Source organism: Terrabacter sp. P2_E3 (assembly GCF_056403915.1).
In genome coordinates, this window is record NZ_JBFUEN010000014.1 from 87089 (window position 1) to 104006 (window position 16918).

The 16918-nt window shown below is 73.0% G+C and carries 14 protein-coding genes; 9 read left to right on the plus strand and 5 right to left on the minus strand.

The genetic code is table 11. The annotated features are described in order from the left end of the window. Window positions 1–36 precede the first annotated feature (36 nt). The 3 genes from AC1DW8_RS18080 to AC1DW8_RS18090 form a co-directional block, all read right to left on the minus strand. A complete protein-coding gene (locus AC1DW8_RS18080) occupies window positions 37–3906 on the minus strand; it encodes an IPT/TIG domain-containing protein (RefSeq protein WP_478095386.1) in 3870 nt (1289 codons plus the stop codon). Between the two features lie 175 nt (window positions 3907–4081). After that, a complete protein-coding gene (locus AC1DW8_RS18085; RefSeq protein WP_235509612.1) occupies window positions 4082–5278 on the minus strand; it encodes an MFS transporter in 1197 nt (398 codons plus the stop codon). Between the two features lie 2 nt (window positions 5279–5280). Further along, the gene (locus tag AC1DW8_RS18090) at window positions 5281–5868 is read right to left on the minus strand and encodes a uridine kinase family protein (RefSeq protein WP_478095387.1); all 588 of its coding nucleotides are present in this window, start codon (window positions 5866–5868) and stop codon (window positions 5281–5283) included. A 54-nt stretch (window positions 5869–5922) separates the two neighbouring features. On the opposite strand from AC1DW8_RS18090, the gene hisF reads away from it, so the two are divergent. After that, window positions 5923–6696 (plus strand): imidazole glycerol phosphate synthase subunit HisF, encoded by a 774-nt coding sequence (gene hisF / locus AC1DW8_RS18095; protein ID WP_056776551.1) that lies wholly within the window; start codon window positions 5923–5925, stop codon window positions 6694–6696. Window positions 6697–6721: 25 nt separating this feature from the next. On the opposite strand, the gene AC1DW8_RS18100 is transcribed toward hisF, so the two are convergent. Next, window positions 6722–7363, minus strand: a complete 642-nt coding sequence (locus AC1DW8_RS18100; protein WP_478095388.1) for a TIGR03085 family metal-binding protein — start codon at window positions 7361–7363, stop codon at window positions 6722–6724. 76 nt (window positions 7364–7439) lie between these two features. On the opposite strand from AC1DW8_RS18100, the gene AC1DW8_RS18105 reads away from it, so the two are divergent. The 3 genes from AC1DW8_RS18105 to AC1DW8_RS18115 are packed head-to-tail and all read left to right on the plus strand — an operon-like array spanning window position 7440 to window position 12197. Further along, a complete protein-coding gene (locus tag AC1DW8_RS18105) occupies window positions 7440–8474 on the plus strand; it encodes a GNAT family N-acetyltransferase (RefSeq protein WP_478095389.1) in 1035 nt (344 codons plus the stop codon). Window positions 8475–8523: 49 nt separating this feature from the next. After that, a complete protein-coding gene (locus AC1DW8_RS18110; protein ID WP_478095390.1) occupies window positions 8524–10389 on the plus strand; it encodes an ABC transporter ATP-binding protein in 1866 nt (621 codons plus the stop codon). Then, on the plus strand, window positions 10386–12197 hold the full coding sequence (locus tag AC1DW8_RS18115; protein ID WP_056776560.1) for an ABC transporter ATP-binding protein: 1812 nt from the start codon (window positions 10386–10388) through the stop codon (window positions 12195–12197). Before AC1DW8_RS18110 ends, AC1DW8_RS18115 begins: the two co-directional genes overlap by 4 nt. 7 nt (window positions 12198–12204) lie before the next feature. Here the strand turns inward: AC1DW8_RS18115 and AC1DW8_RS18120 are convergent, their stop codons facing one another. Beyond that, window positions 12205–12894, minus strand: coding sequence for a hypothetical protein (locus AC1DW8_RS18120; protein ID WP_478095391.1), 690 nt, complete (start codon window positions 12892–12894; stop codon window positions 12205–12207). A gap of 62 nt (window positions 12895–12956) precedes the next feature. On the opposite strand from AC1DW8_RS18120, the gene hisI reads away from it, so the two are divergent. The 5 genes from hisI (at window position 12957) to trpC (ending at window position 16918) form a co-directional block, all read left to right on the plus strand. Continuing rightward, on the plus strand, window positions 12957–13382 hold the full coding sequence (hisI, locus tag AC1DW8_RS18125) for a phosphoribosyl-AMP cyclohydrolase (protein ID WP_478095392.1): 426 nt from the start codon (window positions 12957–12959) through the stop codon (window positions 13380–13382). 177 nt (window positions 13383–13559) lie between these two features. Next, window positions 13560–15143 (plus strand): anthranilate synthase component I, encoded by a 1584-nt coding sequence (locus AC1DW8_RS18130; protein ID WP_056777716.1) that lies wholly within the window; start codon window positions 13560–13562, stop codon window positions 15141–15143. Then, window positions 15140–15757 carry a Trp biosynthesis-associated membrane protein gene (locus AC1DW8_RS18135; protein ID WP_478095393.1) on the plus strand — a complete coding sequence of 206 codons (618 nt, stop codon included), beginning with the start codon at window positions 15140–15142 and terminating at the stop codon, window positions 15755–15757. The genes AC1DW8_RS18130 and AC1DW8_RS18135 overlap by 4 nt, the downstream gene beginning before the upstream one ends. A 58-nt stretch (window positions 15758–15815) precedes the next feature. Next, a complete protein-coding gene (locus tag AC1DW8_RS18140) occupies window positions 15816–16085 on the plus strand; it encodes an HGxxPAAW family protein (RefSeq protein ID WP_235508748.1) in 270 nt (89 codons plus the stop codon). A 5-nt stretch (window positions 16086–16090) separates the two neighbouring features. Next, on the plus strand, window positions 16091–16918 hold the full coding sequence (gene trpC / locus AC1DW8_RS18145) for an indole-3-glycerol phosphate synthase TrpC (RefSeq protein WP_478095394.1): 828 nt from the start codon (window positions 16091–16093) through the stop codon (window positions 16916–16918).

Here is a 16918-nt window from a genome sequence, read left to right on the forward strand (position 1 = left end):
AGGCCTCGGGACTGCAGGGGTCCCGAGGGCTCTCTGTCAGCGGAAGTGGATGAAGTTCGAAGGCCAGGAGTAGCCGCCTCGCTCGAGGATGCGCCGACCGCTCATCGACGTGTACGTCGCGCCGAGGACCGTTCCGCCGTAGCCGCTCTCGGAGATCGCGACGGTGTCGCCGTCGGCACTGACCCAGTCCACGTACGCGACGTGGTTGGAGTTCCACTGGGCGATGTCGCCGACGCGGGGCTTCTGGTCGACGGCGAAGCCCTTGGCCCGGGCGTTCGTGTCCCAGTTCGTCGCGTTGCCGAGGTTGCCGGGGTTCTTGACCCCGTCACGCGAGAGGCGGTACGCGGAGAAGTTCGTGCAGTTGTTGCCCCACGGGTCGACGGGGTAGTTCCACGCGCGCTGGCCGTAGTAGCCGAACCGCTCGATGCAGTCCTGGGTCGCACGGGAGTAGCACTTCCAGCCGGTGGGTGCCGGGCCGCCGGTGATGGCCCAGGTGACGGTGGTGGAGCGGTAGATGGCGACGTTGGCGTTGCCGAGCACGCGCACCACCGACCCGCTCCCGCTCGTCCGGGTCGACCACAGCGTCACCCCGCGCGAGTTGCGCACGACGAAGTTGCCGTCGGTCTGCATCGTGGCCGTGCTCCCGGCACCCGTCGTGAAGGCCGCCCACTGGCGCACTCCGGCGGCGGAGGTCAGCACGAGGTTGCCGTCGGTGCGCATCGTCAGCAGCCACGCCTTGCTCGTCGACAGGATCGACTCGCCGGATCGCAGCACCTGGCCGGGCAGCATCCGGTCGTAGCGGTAGCCACGGTGGTCCCACACGGTCGTCGTGCCCTGGCGCACCTGGAGCAGGCCGTCGTTGGTCAGCGTGAGCAGGCCGCCCGTCCAGCCGGTGGTCCCGCTCGACCACGCGACCGTGCCGTTGGTGCGGAGCATGACGACGTTCCCGTCGGCCCGGACCGAGAGACGGTTGCCGGCGCCCGGCGTCGCGCTCGTCCAGCGTCGGACACCCGCCGAGGTCGTGATGACGAGGTTGCCGTCGGCCTGCATGGTCGCGACGTACGCGCCGGTCGAGGAGCGAAGGGCCGTGGCGGAGGAGAGGTACTGCCCGGTCCGCAGCGTGGCCCCCGCGACGTAGGTGAAGCCGTCGGTGCGCACGACGGTGCCGGCGCGCGTCGTGACGCGGATCGGGATCGGGCCGGTGGCGATGCGGGCCGGGACCACCGCGGTCAGCTGGGTGACCGAGACCCGGGTGAACGAGGTCGCCGCGACCCCGTTGAAGAGGACGTCGCGCACGTCGGTGAACGACGTGCCGCGCAGGGTGACGACCGTGCCACCGGCCAGCGGACCTGAGGCCGGCGAGACCGAGGCGACGACGGGCGGGTCCTGGAAGCTGAAGCGGCCCGCGGGAACGACGGGCGAGGTGCCACCGGGAGTCGTGACGCGCACGTCCACGTCAGCCTCGGCGTGGACCGGCAGGGTGACCCGCAGCTGGGTCGCCGAGAGGCGCGTCACCGCGGTGGCGGCGACGCCGCCGAACGTCACGGACGAGACGCGGTCGTAGGCCGTCCCGGTGAGGACGACGGTGCCGCCGCCCTTCGTGGGTGCCAGGGTGGGGGAGACCGCCGTGACGGTCGGCACGGCCTGGTAGGTGAACCGAGCGGCAGCGGCGGCCGGCGACACGCCGCCGGGAGTCGTGACGCGGACGTCGACCGTGCCGACGGCCTGGGCGGGTGCCGTGACCCGCAGCGTCGTGTCGGACACCCGGACGAGCCCGGTGCCGGCCACGCCGCCGAAGTCCACGCCCGTCGCGAGGCCGAGGCGGGTGCCCGTGACGGTGACGACGGTGCCGCCGCGCAGCGGCCCCGCCGGGACGGACAGGGCGGACACGGCGGGCACGCCGACGTAGGTGAACCGCCCGCCCGCGGACTCGGGGCTCGTGCCGTTGGGATTGGTGACGCGTACGGACACCGTCCCCTCGGCCTGCGCCGGGGCGGTGACCCGGAGGCTGGTGTCCGAGACGCGCACGAGACCGGTGGCGGCGACGGCGCCGAAGCGGACCGCGGTGGCGTCGGACAGGTGGGCGCCGGTGATCGTCACGACCGTGCCGCCGCGGAGCGGGCCCGCCGTGGCGGACAGCGCGCCGACGACCGGAGGCGAGCCGTAGGCGAAGCGGGCGCCGACCCCGGTGGCAGAGGTGCCCCCCGGGGTGGTGACCTGGACGTCGACGGGTCCGGAGGCGTGGCGCGGCGTCGTGGCGCGCAGCGTCGTCGCTGAGACGCGGACGAGGTTGGTCGCCGCGACCGAGCCGAAGCGGACGGCGGTCGCCCGGCTCAGACCCGTGCCGGTCAGCGTCACGACGGTGCCCCCGGACGGAGGACCCGTCTGGGGGGACAGGGAGGTGATGGCCGGGACCGGGTCGAACGCGAAGGTGCTCGACGTGTGCTCGGGCGACGTGCCGTACGGGGTCGTCACGGTGACGGCGACCACCCCAGCCGCGTGGGCAGGTGTCGTGGCCCGGATGCTCGTGGCCGACACGAAGGTGAAGCGTGCGGGCGTACCGCCGAAGTCGACGCGGGTCACGCCCGTGAACCGGGTCCCGGTGAGCGTGACGACGGTGCCACCACGGACCGGTCCGGCGGTGGTCGACAGCGACGCGACGGCCGGCGGTGCCTGGTAGCCGTAACGGGCTCGTGAGGTCACGGCCGAGGTGCCGCCCGGGGTGGTCACGCGTACGTCCACGGTCCCCACGGGACGCGCCGGCGTCGTGACCCGGAGCGCGGTCGCCGAGACCGGCACGACCTTCGTCGTGGCCGTGGAGCCGAACGCGACGCTCGTGGCCCGGCTGAGACCGGTGCCCGTCAGGGTCACGGTGACCCCACCAGCCGTGGGGCCCGAGGCGGAGGAGATCCCATTCAGGGTCGGAACCGTTTCGTAGGCAAAGCTGTTCGCGGAGTAGCCGTACGAGATGCCGGCGGCGGTCCGGACGTGCACGTTGACGAGGCCGGCGGGGCGGGCCGGTGAGGTGACGCGGAGCTGGGTCGCGGACAGCACCGTGAAGCGGGCCGTCGTCGCGCCGAAGGTCACCGCGGTCGCGCCCGTGAACCGGGTGCCCGTCAGGGTCACGACCGTGCCCCCGCGCAGCGGACCGGCGGAGACGGAGAGGCCCGTCACCGTCGGCGGGGTGACGACGGGGGGAGCGGTGTAGGTGAAGCGGGCGCCGGAGGCCACCGGGGAGGTGCCGCCCGGCGTCGTGGCGCGGACGTCGACGGCGCCCGCCGCGTGTGCCGGGACCGTGACGCGGACCTGCGTCGCCGACAGGCGGGTGAGGCCCCCCGCGGGGGTGGTGCCGAAGAGCACGGCGCTCGTGCGGTAGAGCCCGGTGCCGGTCAGCGTCACGGTGGTGCCGCCGCGCGTCGTGGCGGAGCGGGACGACAGGGAGGACACGGACGGGACGGCGTCGAAGGCGAAGGTCGCGCGTGACGAGATGGGCGACGTGCCGGCCGGGGTGGCGACGCGGACGTTGACCACGCCGACGGGGTGGGCGGGAGTGACGACCCGGACGCGGGTGCTCGAGACCTTCGTGATGCGGGTGACGGCGGTCGAGCCGAACCAGGCCGTCGTCGTCGCGCCCACGCCGGTGCCCGACAGCTCGACGGTCGTGCCGCCTCGGGTCGGGCCCGCCACGACGGACAGGCTGATCGCCGTGGGGGCGGTGCCGGTGACGGCGGCGAGGGACGGTGCCGCGACGGCGGTGACGGAGGCCGCGGATGCCGTCGGCGCGGTCGCGAGTCCCGGCACTCCGGCGAGGAGGGCCGTCACGACGAGGCCGGAGAGCAGGCGCCCGGTCGTCCTGCGGTCGACGTCGCGGTCTCGCTCGGGCAGCGGGGTGGGGCGGGGCAGCATTCGTCCGTCTCCTTGCAGTCAGCACGTCCGGCGAGCATTCTGCACAGGCAAATCGTCCTTTGTACGCCGTTTCGCCCTAATTGGCTCGTCCCAAGCGCACCACGAGCCCCAGATGTGGGGGTCGGGAGGCGAACGACCGGTTCGGTCCCGGCGTCACCCGACCCTCACGCGGCGCTCACTCCACGCGGCGCAGGTCGGGCCGCAGACGCTGGACGACGAAGAGCTGGACGACCCCGATCGCGGCGAGGATGCCCCAGACGAGCGACAGGCTCCCGGTGACGTCGCGCACGAGCCCCATCGCCAGGGGTCCGATCGAGGCGAGGCCGTAGGAGATGAGGAACGCCATGCCGGTCAGGCGCCCGCTCGCCTCGGGGGTGCGGGCGTAGCGCACGAGGAGCACGAGCGCGAGCGAGAAGGCGGCGCCCTGGCCGAGCCCGGTGACGACCGCCCACACCCACGGCGCCGAGAGCGGTGCGACCCAGATCCCGACGGAGCCGGCGATCCCGAGCACCGCGGCCAGCCACAGGAGACGGCGCATGTCCCGGGTGCGGTCGCTGACCACGGGGCCGAGCAGGCCAGAGACGATCTGGGCCCCGCTGAAGACCGCGGCGAGATAGCCGGCAGACCCCCGTGACCATCCGTGCTCGACGTACGTCGGGGCGAGCCACGTGACGGCCGAGTAGAAGCACCACGACTGCAGGGTGAGGTAGCCGGCGACCAGCCAGGCCGTGTGGTGCCGCCACGGCAGCCGGCCCGGGCCTTCCTCGTCCGGCGTGTGGTGCGGGTTGGCGCGCAGGGTGAACGGCGCCCACGCGAGGGCACCGACGAGGGCGATGACCGACCACGAACCCAGCGAGGCCTGCCAGCTGCCGAGTCGGTCGGCGAGCGGCACTGCGAGCGCCGAGCTGAGGGCCGCCCCACCCATCATCGCGAGCATGTAGAGGCCCGTGACGAGACCGGTGCGCTCGGGTGGGAAGAAGGTCTTGACGAGTCTCGGCAGCAGTGTGCCGGCGACGGCGATCCCGACGCCGCAGAGGAAGGTCCCCGCGTAGAGCACGACGACGTGGTCGCCGGCGAAGCGGCTGGCCGTGCCGACGAGGATGCTGATGACCGCTCCGAGCACCGCAGCGGCCGCCCCGGTGTGGTGGGCGATCCGGCTCGCGACGGGCGCGAAGAGCCCCATGCAGAGGACCGGCAGGGTCGTGAGTGCCCCGGCCGCGGCGTGGCTGAGGCCGAGGTCGGCGGAGATCGCGTCGAGCAGCGGAGGGACGCTCGTGATCGCGATCCGGAGGTTCGCGGCGACGGCGACGAGCGCGAGGGCCATGACCCAGACGGGCGGCAGGGGGCGGAGCGGTCGGTCTCGTCGAAGCACCATCAGAGACTAGATGTGTCGAGGACGAGGTCCGCGCGCTCCCTCGTCGCGTCGGCGCTGAAGAGCGCCGACTCCTGGTCGGCCCAGCGCTGCCACTGGGGTCGGTAGACCTCACCGTCGCGGTCGATCCCGCGGCGCATCCGCAACGCGGTGTCGGCGTCCACGAAGACGGACACGGCGGCATACGACCCCGCGGGCTCCACGCTGGAGCCGCACCCCTCGACGACGAGGAAGGTGCACGGTGGCACGTCGCGCGTGCCCGACCACTGCTCGCGGACCCAGCTCCACAGCCGGTAGGTCGCCCGCTCGCCGCGCGCCATCGGCTCGAGCACCTGCGCCGTCAGCAGCCCGGGTGCCTGGGCCAGCCCGTCCCAGCCCGGGTAGAGGTGGTCCATGTGGACGACGGCGACGGGACCGCTCGGCGCCAGCGCGAGCTCGATCCCGCGGGCCAGCGTCGTCTTGCCGGCGCCGCTGGGCCCGTCGAGGGCGATGACGACGACGTCACCGCAGCGGGGCTCCGCCACGAGCGCGAGGGACACGACGGCGGCGACGTGATCCTCGCGCGGCGGCCGCGTCACCTCGTCCCACATGGGCGTGACCCTACCGACCCGTGACCGTCACCCGGGCTGCCCTAGATTTGTCGCATGCCGGTCGCCACGAGAGTCATCGCCTGTCTGGACGTCGACGCCGGGCGCGTCGTCAAGGGCGTCAACTTCGAGAACCTCCGTGACGCCGGCGACCCCGTCGAGCTCGCGAAGCTCTACGACGACCAGGGCGTCGACGAGCTGACCTTCCTCGACGTCACGGCGAGCAGCGGTGACCGGGAGACCACCTACGACGTCGTGCGCCGGACGGCCGAGCAGGTCTTCATCCCACTCACCGTCGGGGGTGGCGTGCGCACCGTCGACGACGTCGACCGCCTGCTGCGCGCCGGCGCCGACAAGGTCGGGGTCAACACCGCCGCCCTCGCCCGACCCGAGCTGATCTCCGAGATCGCGGCCCGGTTCGGCGCACAGGTGCTCGTCCTGTCGGCCGACGTCCGCCGGCGACTCGGCGACGGCGGCCGGCCCACCGACGACTTCGTCATGACGACCCACGGGGGCCGCACGCCGGTCGACCTCGACGCCGTCGAATGGTGCGCGCGGGCCGCGGAGCTCGGGGCGGGCGAGATCCTGCTCAACTCGATGGACGCCGACGGCACGAAGGACGGCTTCGACCTCGAGCTGATCCGGCGCGTGCGCGCGGCCGTGTCGGTGCCCGTCATCGCGAGCGGGGGCGCCGGACGCGTCGAGCACTTCGCACCCGCGGTCGCCGCTGGCGCGGACGCCGTGCTCGCCGCGAGCGTCTTCCACTTCCGCGAGCTCACCGTCGGCGACGTCAAGGACGCCCTGCGCGCAGCCGGTGTGACGGTCCGCTGAATGCCGTCCGGCCGGTGCCGGCGGGTCAGCTGATGCCGAGGGCGGTCTTCTGGAGCGCGGCGATGTCGTCCGCGTCGCCCTCGAACTCGACGCGCGCCACGCTCTTGCGGCCGTAGGCGTAGAGCACGAGCTCGGCGGGCGTCCCGCGGAGCACGACGGTGCCGTGCTCGTCGGGCAGCCTGGCGGCGTAGCGGCCCTGACCCTCGGCGATGAGCACGATCCCCGTCGGCGCCTTCCGGAACATCAGGCGTGACGAGCGCTTGAGCGCCGACCAGAGCTTGCCCGACAGCTGGGGCGACAGCTCGCGCGGCTCCCAGCCGGGCTGGGCGCGGCGGGCGTCCTCGTGGTGGACGAAGAACTCGATGAGGTTGGTCACCTCGTCGACCTTGGGGTGCGCCATGGGGTTCCACACCGGGGCGCCCCGGCGGACGCGGTCGACGAGCGCCGTGTAGTCGCCGTGCGCGATCTTGCCCTGCTCCTTCTCGAGGTGACCCGCGAGGAACGGGACGAAGCGCCCGGCCGTCAGGTCGGGCCGGTGCTCGCGGACCAGCAGGTGGGCTGCCAGGTCACGCGTCTCCCACCCCTCGCACAGCGTCGGCTGGTCGGGTCCGAGCCGGTCGAGCTCGTCGCAGAGCAGGAGGCGTTCGGACTGGGCGTGGCGCGTCATGACGCCATCCTCTCAGGGCGTCGGCCACGACCGAATCTCGGTGGCCCGGGCGGAGGTCTGTGCCTAGGGTCGGACGGTGATCGAGCTCGTGCGCCCCACCGTCGACCTGTCCGACTCGTGGTGGGAGATGGTCGACGACTTCGCCGACACGACCATCCACGGCTCGAGCTACCGCTCGGGCGACCGCGAGCTGCTGCGCGACCGCGACGCCTTCGAGGAGTGGGTCGACTGGCTCGGCCGGATGGAGCGGTCCGACGAGGCCCTCCCGCAGGGCCGGGTGCCGTCGTCGAACCGGTGGGTCGTCCGCGACGGTCGTGTCGTCGGCACGATCGCCGTGCGCCACGCGCTCACCCCGTCCCTCGTCGCCGAGGGCGGACACATCGGGTATGCCGTGTCGCCGGCTGTCCGACGCCAGGGGATCGCCCGCGCCGCGCTGGGTCTCGCGCTCCGCCTCGCCGCGTCCCGCGGGATCGACCCCGTCCTCGTGACGTGCGACGCGACCAACACGGCCTCCGCGCGGACCATCACGTCGTCCGGCGGCGTCCTGGAGGACGAGCGGGAGGGCGTCCTGCGGCACTGGGTCCGGACCGGCGCCCCGGCGCAGCCGATCGGCCCGGGACCGATCGAGACACGGGAGGCGAGGCTCGTGCCGGTGACGTCCGAGGAGGCCGCGGCGATGCGGGCGGGGGAGACGCGCGAGGGGTGGGCCGAGGGCTACCCGCGCGAGGACGACCTCGACGCCGTCGGGATGATGCCCTCCGGCCCCGACGCGTGGACCCCGCGCCACATCGTCCGGAGGTCCGACGGGCTGGCCGTCGGCTCGATCGGCTGCTTCGGGCCTCCTGACGAAGGCGTGGTCGAGATCGGCTACGGGCTCGTCGAGCAGGCCCGGGGAGGGGGTCTCATGACCGACGTCCTGTCCGGGACGGTGCGCTCGCTCGAGGCCGCCGGCCTCACCGTGGTCGCTCACACCGAGCCCGCCAACGTCGCCAGCCACCGGGTCCTCGCGCGTCTCGGTTTCGAGCGGGCCGACGAGCCGGCGGACGCGGGCGCAGGCGCGGAGTGGCTCTGGACCAGACGGTCGGATGCCAGATGTGTCGGTGACGCGTGAGAGGCTGAGGGGTCGACCACAGAGCACGTCACCAGGGGAGCAGCACACCGTGAACGTCCCGCCCACCTCGACCCTTCGGGAGGGTCTCGCCGTCATCGGCCGGGGCATCAAGGGCCAGCCGCGCTGGTTCTCCCTCGCCGTGGTCGGCAGCGTCGTCTACGGCGTCATGACGAGCCTGACGGCGGCGGCCATCGGCTTCGTCGTCCAGCACGCCATCTCGCCCGCCATCGAGGCCGGATACGTCACCGCGTCCCAGCTGTGGTTCATCGGCGGAGTCATGGCCGCGGTCGTGCTCACGACGATCATCGGGGTCATCGGCCGCCGCATCGCCGGCGGCGTCGCGATGTACAACCTCGGCGCGATGTACCGCGGCCAGGTCACGCGCCAGTACCTCCGGCTCCCGCTCAGCTGGCACCACAAGCACCCGTCCGGTCAGCTGCTCTCCAACGCGAACGCCGACGTCGAGGCGACGTGGAACATCTTCGCGCCGCTGCCGATGGCCCTCGGTGTCGTCGTCATGCTCGTCTTCGGCATCGTCCAGATGGTCATCGTCGACCCCTGGCTCGCGCTCGTGGGGCTCACCGTCTTCCCGATGCTCTTCCTGGCCAACGTCGCCTTCCAGCGAGCCATGTCGCCGCGGGTCACCCGAGCGCAGCAGCTGCGCGCCGACGTCTCCGAAGTGGCCCACGAGAGCTTCGAGGCGGCGCTCATCGTCAAGTCACTCGGCCGAGAGGACCACGAGGCCGAGCGCTTCCGCGTCGTCACCCACGAGCTGCGCGACGCCAACATCGAGGTCGGCCGCACGCGTGGCCGCTTCGACCCCGCCATCGAGGCCATCCCCACGATCGGGACGCTCGCAGTGCTCTTCGTCGGCACCCTCCGGGTCAGCAGCGGCCAGCTCACGGCCGGCCAGGTCGTCCAGATCGCCTACCTCTTCTCGATCCTCGCCTTCCCCGTGCGAGCCCTCGGGTGGGTCCTCGCCGAGCTGCCGCGCGCCGTCGTCGGGTGGAAGCGCGTCTCGGCCGTCCTGGACGCGACGGGCAGCATGACCTTCGGTGACCGTGCGCTGCCCCGGGGCAGCGCGAGCCACCTGCAGGCCGAGCGACTCGCGTACGCCTATGAGATCGAGACCGAGACGGGCGAGGCCGACCGCAACCCGGCGGTCGTCGACGTCACCATCGACGTCGCGCCCGGAGCGACGGTCGCGATCGTCGGGCCCACGGGCAGCGGCAAGTCGACGCTGACCAACCTCGTCATGCGGCTCGTCGACCCCGACTCGGGGGCGGTGCTCGTCGACGACGTCGACCTGCGCGAGGTGCGCCGTGGCGGCATCAGCGACGTCGCCGCGCTCGTCGCGCAGCAGACCTTCATGTTCGACGACACCGTCCGCGGCAACATCACCCTCGGTGTCGAGCACGACGACGAGAGCGTCTGGCGAGCGCTGCACGTGGCGCAGGGCGCCGGCTTCGTCGAGCGTCTGCCCGACGGTCTCGAGACCCACGTCGGCGAGCGCGGCGCGAGCCTCTCCGGCGGACAGCGCCAGCGCATCGCCCTGGCCCGTGCCGTGATCCGTGAGCCGCAGCTGCTCATCCTCGACGACGCCACGTCGGCCGTCGACCCGAGCGTCGAGCAGGCCATCCTCGCACGGCTCCGAGAGGCGAGCTCGGGCACCACCGTCCTCGTCGTCGCCTACCGCATGGCCACGATCCTGCTCGCCGACGAGATCGTCTACCTCGAGGGCGGTCGTGTCGTCGACCACGGCTCCCACGAGCAGCTCCTCGGCCGGTGCGTCGGCTACGAGCGGCTCGTCACGGCATACGCCCGCGAGGCCGCGGAGCGCGAGGCCATCGCGTCCGCCGAGGAGCGCGACGAGCCCGGGCTCGGCGCCGACGCGGCCGAGGAGGTCTCCCGATGAGCATGCGGTCGCAGGTCCTCGTCGAGCACCACGGTGTCGCGACGGGCAAGGAGATGACGACGTGGCAGACGCTGCGTCGCGGTGTCGAGCTCTCACCCGAGCTGCGCAAGGGCATCTGGGTGACGGTGCTCCTCGCCGTGCTCTCGACCCTCGGCCGGGTGCTCGTGCCGTTCGTCGTCCAGCGCATCACCGACAACGGCCTCCTCGCCGAGGGCGGTCCCGACACCCAGGTCGTGGCCGTCTACATCGGCGTCGCCCTCGTCGGCGTCGCCGTGACGGCGGTCTCCGCCTACTTCGTCAACATCCGCCTGTTCCGGTCGTCCGAGAACGGCCTGGCGACGTTGCGTCTCAGGGCCTTCCGGCACATCCACGACCTCGCGATGCTCACCCAGAACACCGAGCGGCGCGGGTCGCTCGTCTCCCGCGTCACGTCCGACGTCGACACGATCTCGATGTTCGTGCAGTTCGGCGGGCTCATGCTCATGATCAACATCGCGCAGATCTCGCTCGCGACGGTGCTCATGGTCGTCTACAGCCCGCTCCTCGGCCTCGTCGTGTGGCTGTGCTTCGTGCCGCTCTTCGTCATCATCCGCAAGTTCCAGGGCATCGTCGGCCGGGCCTACACGAAGGTGCGCGAACGCGTCGGCGACATGCTCGGAGCCATCTCCGAGGCCGTTGTCGGGGCGCAGGCCATCCGCGCCTACGGCGTCGAGGACCGCACCGCCGAGCGCATCGATGCCGCGGTCGAGGCGCACCGCAAGGCGGCCATCGGCGCCCAGGCCCGCTCGGTCGTGGCGTTCACGTCGGGGCAGCTCGTCTCCGGACTCACCACGGCAGTCGTCCTCGTCGTCGGCACCGTGCTCGCCGCCCGCGGCAGCCTGACGCTGGGAGAGCTGCTCGCCTTCCTCTTCCTCGTCAACCTCTTCACGCAGCCGGTCCAGCAGGCCACCGAGATCCTCAACGAGATGCAGAACGCCGTCGCCGGATGGCGCCGGGTCATCGGCATCATCGACACCCCCGCCGACGTCTCCGACCCGGGCGACTCCGGCGTCACCTTGCCGCGCGGACCGATCACCGTGCAGTTCAACGAGGTCGGCTTCGCCTACCCCGGTGGCGCGCCAGTGCTCCACGACATCGACCTGACGATCGCGCCGCGCAGCCGCGTCGCGATCGTCGGCGAGACCGGATCGGGCAAGTCGACCCTCGCCAAGCTGCTCACCCGGCTCATGGACTCGAGCAGCGGGCAGGTGCTCCTCGACGGCGTCGACCTGCGCACGATCCGCTTCTCGTCGCTGCGGTCCCGCGTCGTGCTCGTCCCCCAGGAGGGATTCCTCTTCGACGGCACGCTGCTCGACAACATCCGCTTCGGCCGTCCAGGGGCGAGCGAGCAGGAGGTGCGCCTCACCTTCACCGAGCTCGGCCTCGACCCGTGGGTCTCGACCCTCCCGCTCGGTCTGGCGACCGACGTGGGCCAGCGCGGCGAGTCGTTGTCGGCCGGCGAGCGTCAGCTCGTCGCGCTGGCCCGGGCCTACCTCGCCGACCCCGACCTGCTCGTCCTCGACGAGGCGACGTCGGCCGTCGACCCGAGCACCGAGGTGCGGATCCAACGCGCCCTCGACTCGCTGACCCGCGGCCGCACGTCCATCGCGATCGCGCACCGGCTCTCGACGGCCCAGGCGGCCGACGAAGTGATCGTCGTCGACGCCGGCCGCATCGTCGAGCGTGGCCACCACACGGAGCTCGTCCGCCTCGGCGGTGTCTACTCGAAGCTCCACGAGTCGTGGGTCGCCCAGCAGCAGGCGGTCTGACCGGCTGCTACGGGCCGATCCGCCCGACGAGCGAGGCGATCGACGTAGCCACGACGTCGGGCTCGGTGACGAAGGCCAGGTGCAACCCCTCGAGGTCTGCGACGGGCCAGCCGTGACGCTCGGCGAAGGCGCGCTCGTCCCCGTAGGTGACGCCGAAGGCGAGGTAGGCGTTGGGGCCGTCGACCCAACCGGGCGGCGCCGCGACGACCGTGTCGAAGTAGTCGAGGGGCAGGCGCGGGCAGACCGCGTCCACGGCGTCGAAGAGGTCCGCCGGCAGGACCTCGTCGAGGTCGGTCCGCGGCCACCACCGGGTCCACGGCGGGAGTTGTCCCTCGGCATCGGCGAGCTCGCCCAGCCACTCGCGGAACGGGGCCGGTGCGAGGGCGCACGACCCGGCGGCCGGCGGTAGGGCAGCGTCCATGAACACGATCGGACCGGGCGTCCCGCCGGCTGCGCGCACGAGTGGTGCGAGGTAGCCGGCGTTGCTGTGGGCGACGAGGACCGTGCCCGGTCCGACGAGGCTCGCCCAGCGCGCGACGAGGTCGAGCGCGCCCTGCCCGGTGTCGAGGAGTCCTGGGGCGACGGACGCCGACAGTCCGCGGCGGCCGAGGGCGTCGCGCAGGCCGTCGTGGACCGAGGCCGGGAGCAGGGGACTCGGGAGCACGAGCAGGGTCCGGGACGCACGGTCGGGGTCCACCCGCCGATCGTAGGACCGGACCGGACCGGCGGCCCGGGGGACCGGCCCGGCACAATGGGCAGGTGACCGATGCCCTCGACCCGATCTCCGACCCCACCACGCTCGACCCGCAGATCGCCAGTCTGCTCAAGCGTGACGAGCACGGCCTCGTGGCCGCCGTCGTGCAGCAGCACGACACGGGCGACGTGCTCATGGTCGGCTGGATGGACGACGAGGCGCTGCGCCGCACCCTGGGGGAGGGCCGGGTGACCTTCTGGTCACGCAGCCGGCAGGAGTACTGGCGCAAGGGGGACACGAGCGGCCACGTCCAGTGGGTCAAGGGTGTCCGCCTCGACTGCGACGGCGACGCCCTGCTCGTCACGGTCGACCAGGTCGGCGCGGCCTGCCACACCGGGGACCGCACGTGCTTCGACGCGCGCGTGCTCCCTGCCACCGTCGGCGAGCCCGAGCCCACCACCACCACCACCACCACCACCACCGGACCCTGACCCCCGTCGAGTGAGCGCTCCGTCCCACTCGACTGAGCGTTCCGCCCCACGTTCCTGTGACCGGGCGCTGACTCGACCGTGCTTGCGCGCCCACTCGAGTGGCGTGGGGAGCGGCGGGGCGTGTTCGACGGGTGAGGCGGGGACACGGCATACGACCGCGTGGGCCAGAATGGCTCGGTGCCCGACTCGAACACCTCGCTCGCCGCCGCGCCCGCGCCACACGCCGACCTCGCGTGGGGACGCACGTGGCCGAGCCTCGAGGTCTTCACCGAGCTGGCGCTCGAGCACCGTCGCGTCATCCCGGTCGTACGCCGGGTGCTCGCCGACGCGGAGACGCCGGTCGGCGTCTACCGCAAGCTCGCCAAGAACGCCCCGGGCACCTTCCTGCTCGAGTCCGCCGAGCACGGCGGCGTCTGGTCGCGCTACTCGATCGTCGGGGCGCGCAGCGCGGCGACGTTGACCGAGAAGGACGGCCGGGTCCACTGGATCGGCGAGCCGCCGGTCGGGCTGCCGACCGACGGCGACCCGACCGCGGCGGTCCGCGACACGGTCGCCGCCCTCGCGACGCCTCGCACGCCGGGTCTGCCGCCCCTGACCGGGGGACTCGTCGGGGCCATCACGTACGACGCCGTCCGCCGCTGGGAGAAGGTGCCCGACGGCGGCCGCGACGAGCTCGACCTGCCCGAGGTCGCGATGATGCTCGCCACCGACCTCGCGGTCTTCGACCACAGCGACGGCTCCCTGCTGCTCATCGCCAACGCCGTCAACCACGACGCGACCGACGAGCGCATCGAGGACGCGTGGGCCGATGCCGTGAGCCGTCTCGACCGGATGACCGACGAGCTCGCGGCCCCCGCGCCGAGCACCGTGGCCACCATCGAGCCCACCCCGAGCAACCCGACGAGCAGCCACACGCAGGCCGAGTACGAGGAGATGGTCGAGGAGGCCAAGGAGGCGATCCGGGCCGGCGAGGCCTTCCAGATCGTCGTTTCCCAGCGCTTCACGGTGCCCTGCCGCGCCGACGCCCTCGACGTCTACCGGGCGCTGCGGGTCAGCAACCCCAGCCCGTACATGTACCTCCTGCGGCTCCCTCATCCCGACGGCACGGCCTACGACATCGTCGGCTCGAGCCCCGAGGCGCTCATCAAGGTGACGGGACGCCAGGCGATCACCCACCCCATCGCCGGGTCGCGCCCGCGGGGCAAGAGTCCCGACCACGACGCGCACCTCGCCGAGGAGCTGCTCGGCGACGCGAAGGAGCGGGCCGAGCACCTCATGCTCGTCGACCTCGCCCGCAACGACCTCCAGCGCATCTGCCGCGCCGGCACCGTCGACACGGTCGACTTCATGTCGATCCGGCGCTACAGCCACATCATGCACATCGAGTCGACGGTCGTCGGTGACCTCCGCGACGACCAGAGCGCCTACGACGCGCTCGTCGCCACGTTCCCCGCCGGCACGCTGAGCGGGGCCCCCAAGCCGCGGGCCATGGCCCTCATCGACGCCTACGAGGGGCTGCGGCGCGGTCTCTACGGCGGCGTCGTCGGCTACCTCGACTTCGCCGGCGACCTCGACATGGCCATCGCCATCCGCACGGCGCTCATCAAGGACGGCCGCGCGCACGTCCAGGCCGGCGCGGGGATCGTCGCCGACTCCGTGCCGCACCTCGAGTACGAGGAGACGGTCAACAAGGCCGCTGCCGCCCTGCGCGCCGTGGCGGCCGCCGCGGGCCTGCGACCGCTGGGAGACCACCGCCCATGACGTCCGAAGCACCGTCCGGCACCCGGCCCGGCGCCCTCGACAAGAAGCGCGCGGCCCTCGTCGTCCTCGTCCCCGCGGCCCTGCTGCTCGGCCTCACGACGCGCACGTGGGCGAGCGGTGAGTCCAAGGACGTCCTCAGCCAGGCGGTCACCGACGTGACCGGCGGCACCGCGGCACCCGGGGTCGTCGGTCTCACGACCGTCTGCGTGGTGGCCCTGCTCGGCCTCATGACGGGTGGCCGCATCATCCGGGCCGTCGCCGCGATCGTCCTCGTGCTGGCCTCGCTCGGTGCCCTGGCCATGACGGTCCTCGTCGCGCTGCGCCCGGTCGACACCGTCGCCGACGCTGTCGCCCGCGAGCTCGCCCGGACGACGGCTCCGGCCGCCACCGGAGCGAGCACCGTGTGGGTCTGGCTAGCCGTCGCAGCGGCGGTCCTGCTGGCCCTCGGGTCCGCCTCGGCAGCCGTGTCGAGCCGCAGGTGGGCCGGCCTCTCGGGTCGCTACGAGCGCGGCGACAAGCCCGCGAGCGGGCCGCGTGGAGAGGTCCGCACGACGTGGGACGAGCTGTCCGAGGGCCGGGACCCGACCCTGCGCGACGCCCCTGACGAGACCTGACAGAATGAACGTCGTCGGCCCGCACGCGAGTGGCGCCGATCGGACCAGAGAGGACGCCATGGAAGAGCAGCACGAGGACCACGGTCACAGCACCGCAGCCTGGACCGGGGTCGGAGTCATCCTGCTCGGCACGGCCATCGCGTCGGTCGCGGTCGTCATCCCCAGCCTCGTCCTCGGCATCATCGGTGCCGTCGTCATCGTGGCCGGTGTCGCCGCGGGCAAGACGATGTCCATGGCCGGCTACGGCAACAAGGGGCACCACGCGCAGGCGGGCTCGATCGTCGACGCCCCCGACGAGACGGGCGCCGAGACCATCGGCAAGAGCTGAGAGCAGTGCCGACGGTTCTCGACGGGATCATCAGCGGCGTCCGCGAGGATCTCGGACGCCGTCGCGCCGCGCTGTCGCCGGCTGACCTGGAGGCGCGGCTCGCGTCGGTGCCCCCGGCGCTCGACCCGATGCCGGGCATCCGCTCCGCAGAAGGCGTCGCCGTCATCGCCGAGGTCAAGCGGTCGAGCCCGAGCAAGGGCGCGCTCGCGGACATCCCCGAGCCCGGCCTGCTGGCGCGGTCGTATGCCGCCGGGGGAGCGAGCGCCATCAGCGTGCTCACCGAGGGGCGCCGGTTCTCCGGCAGCCTCGCCGACCTCGACGAGGTGCGCGCAGCGGTCCGGACTCCCTTGCTGCGCAAGGACTTCATGGTCGACGCCTACCAGGTGACCGAGGCCCGGGCCCACGGCGCGGACCTCATCCTGCTCATCGTCGCGGCTCTCGACGACGCCCTCATGCGCGACCTGCACGACCAGGCCCGCGAGCTCGGCATGACCGCGCTCGTCGAGGTCCACGACGCCGCCGAGCTCGACCGGGCCCTTGCGCTCGACCCCGTCCTCGTCGGCGTCAACGCCCGCAACCTCAAGACCCTCGAGGTCGACCCCCGCACCGTGACCGACCTGCTGCCGCGCGTCCCCGAGGGCGTCGTCGGCGTGGCCGAGTCCGGGGTCAGCGGGCCGGCCGACGTCGCCGCGTACGTGCGGGCGGGAGCCGGTGCCGTGCTCGTCGGCGAGGCCCTCGTCAAGGACGGCGCCCCCGAGGCCGCGATCCGCGGCTTCATCGACGCCGCGACCGCGGTCCGGGCCTCGGCCCGACCCGGCGCGGCAGGAGAGTGA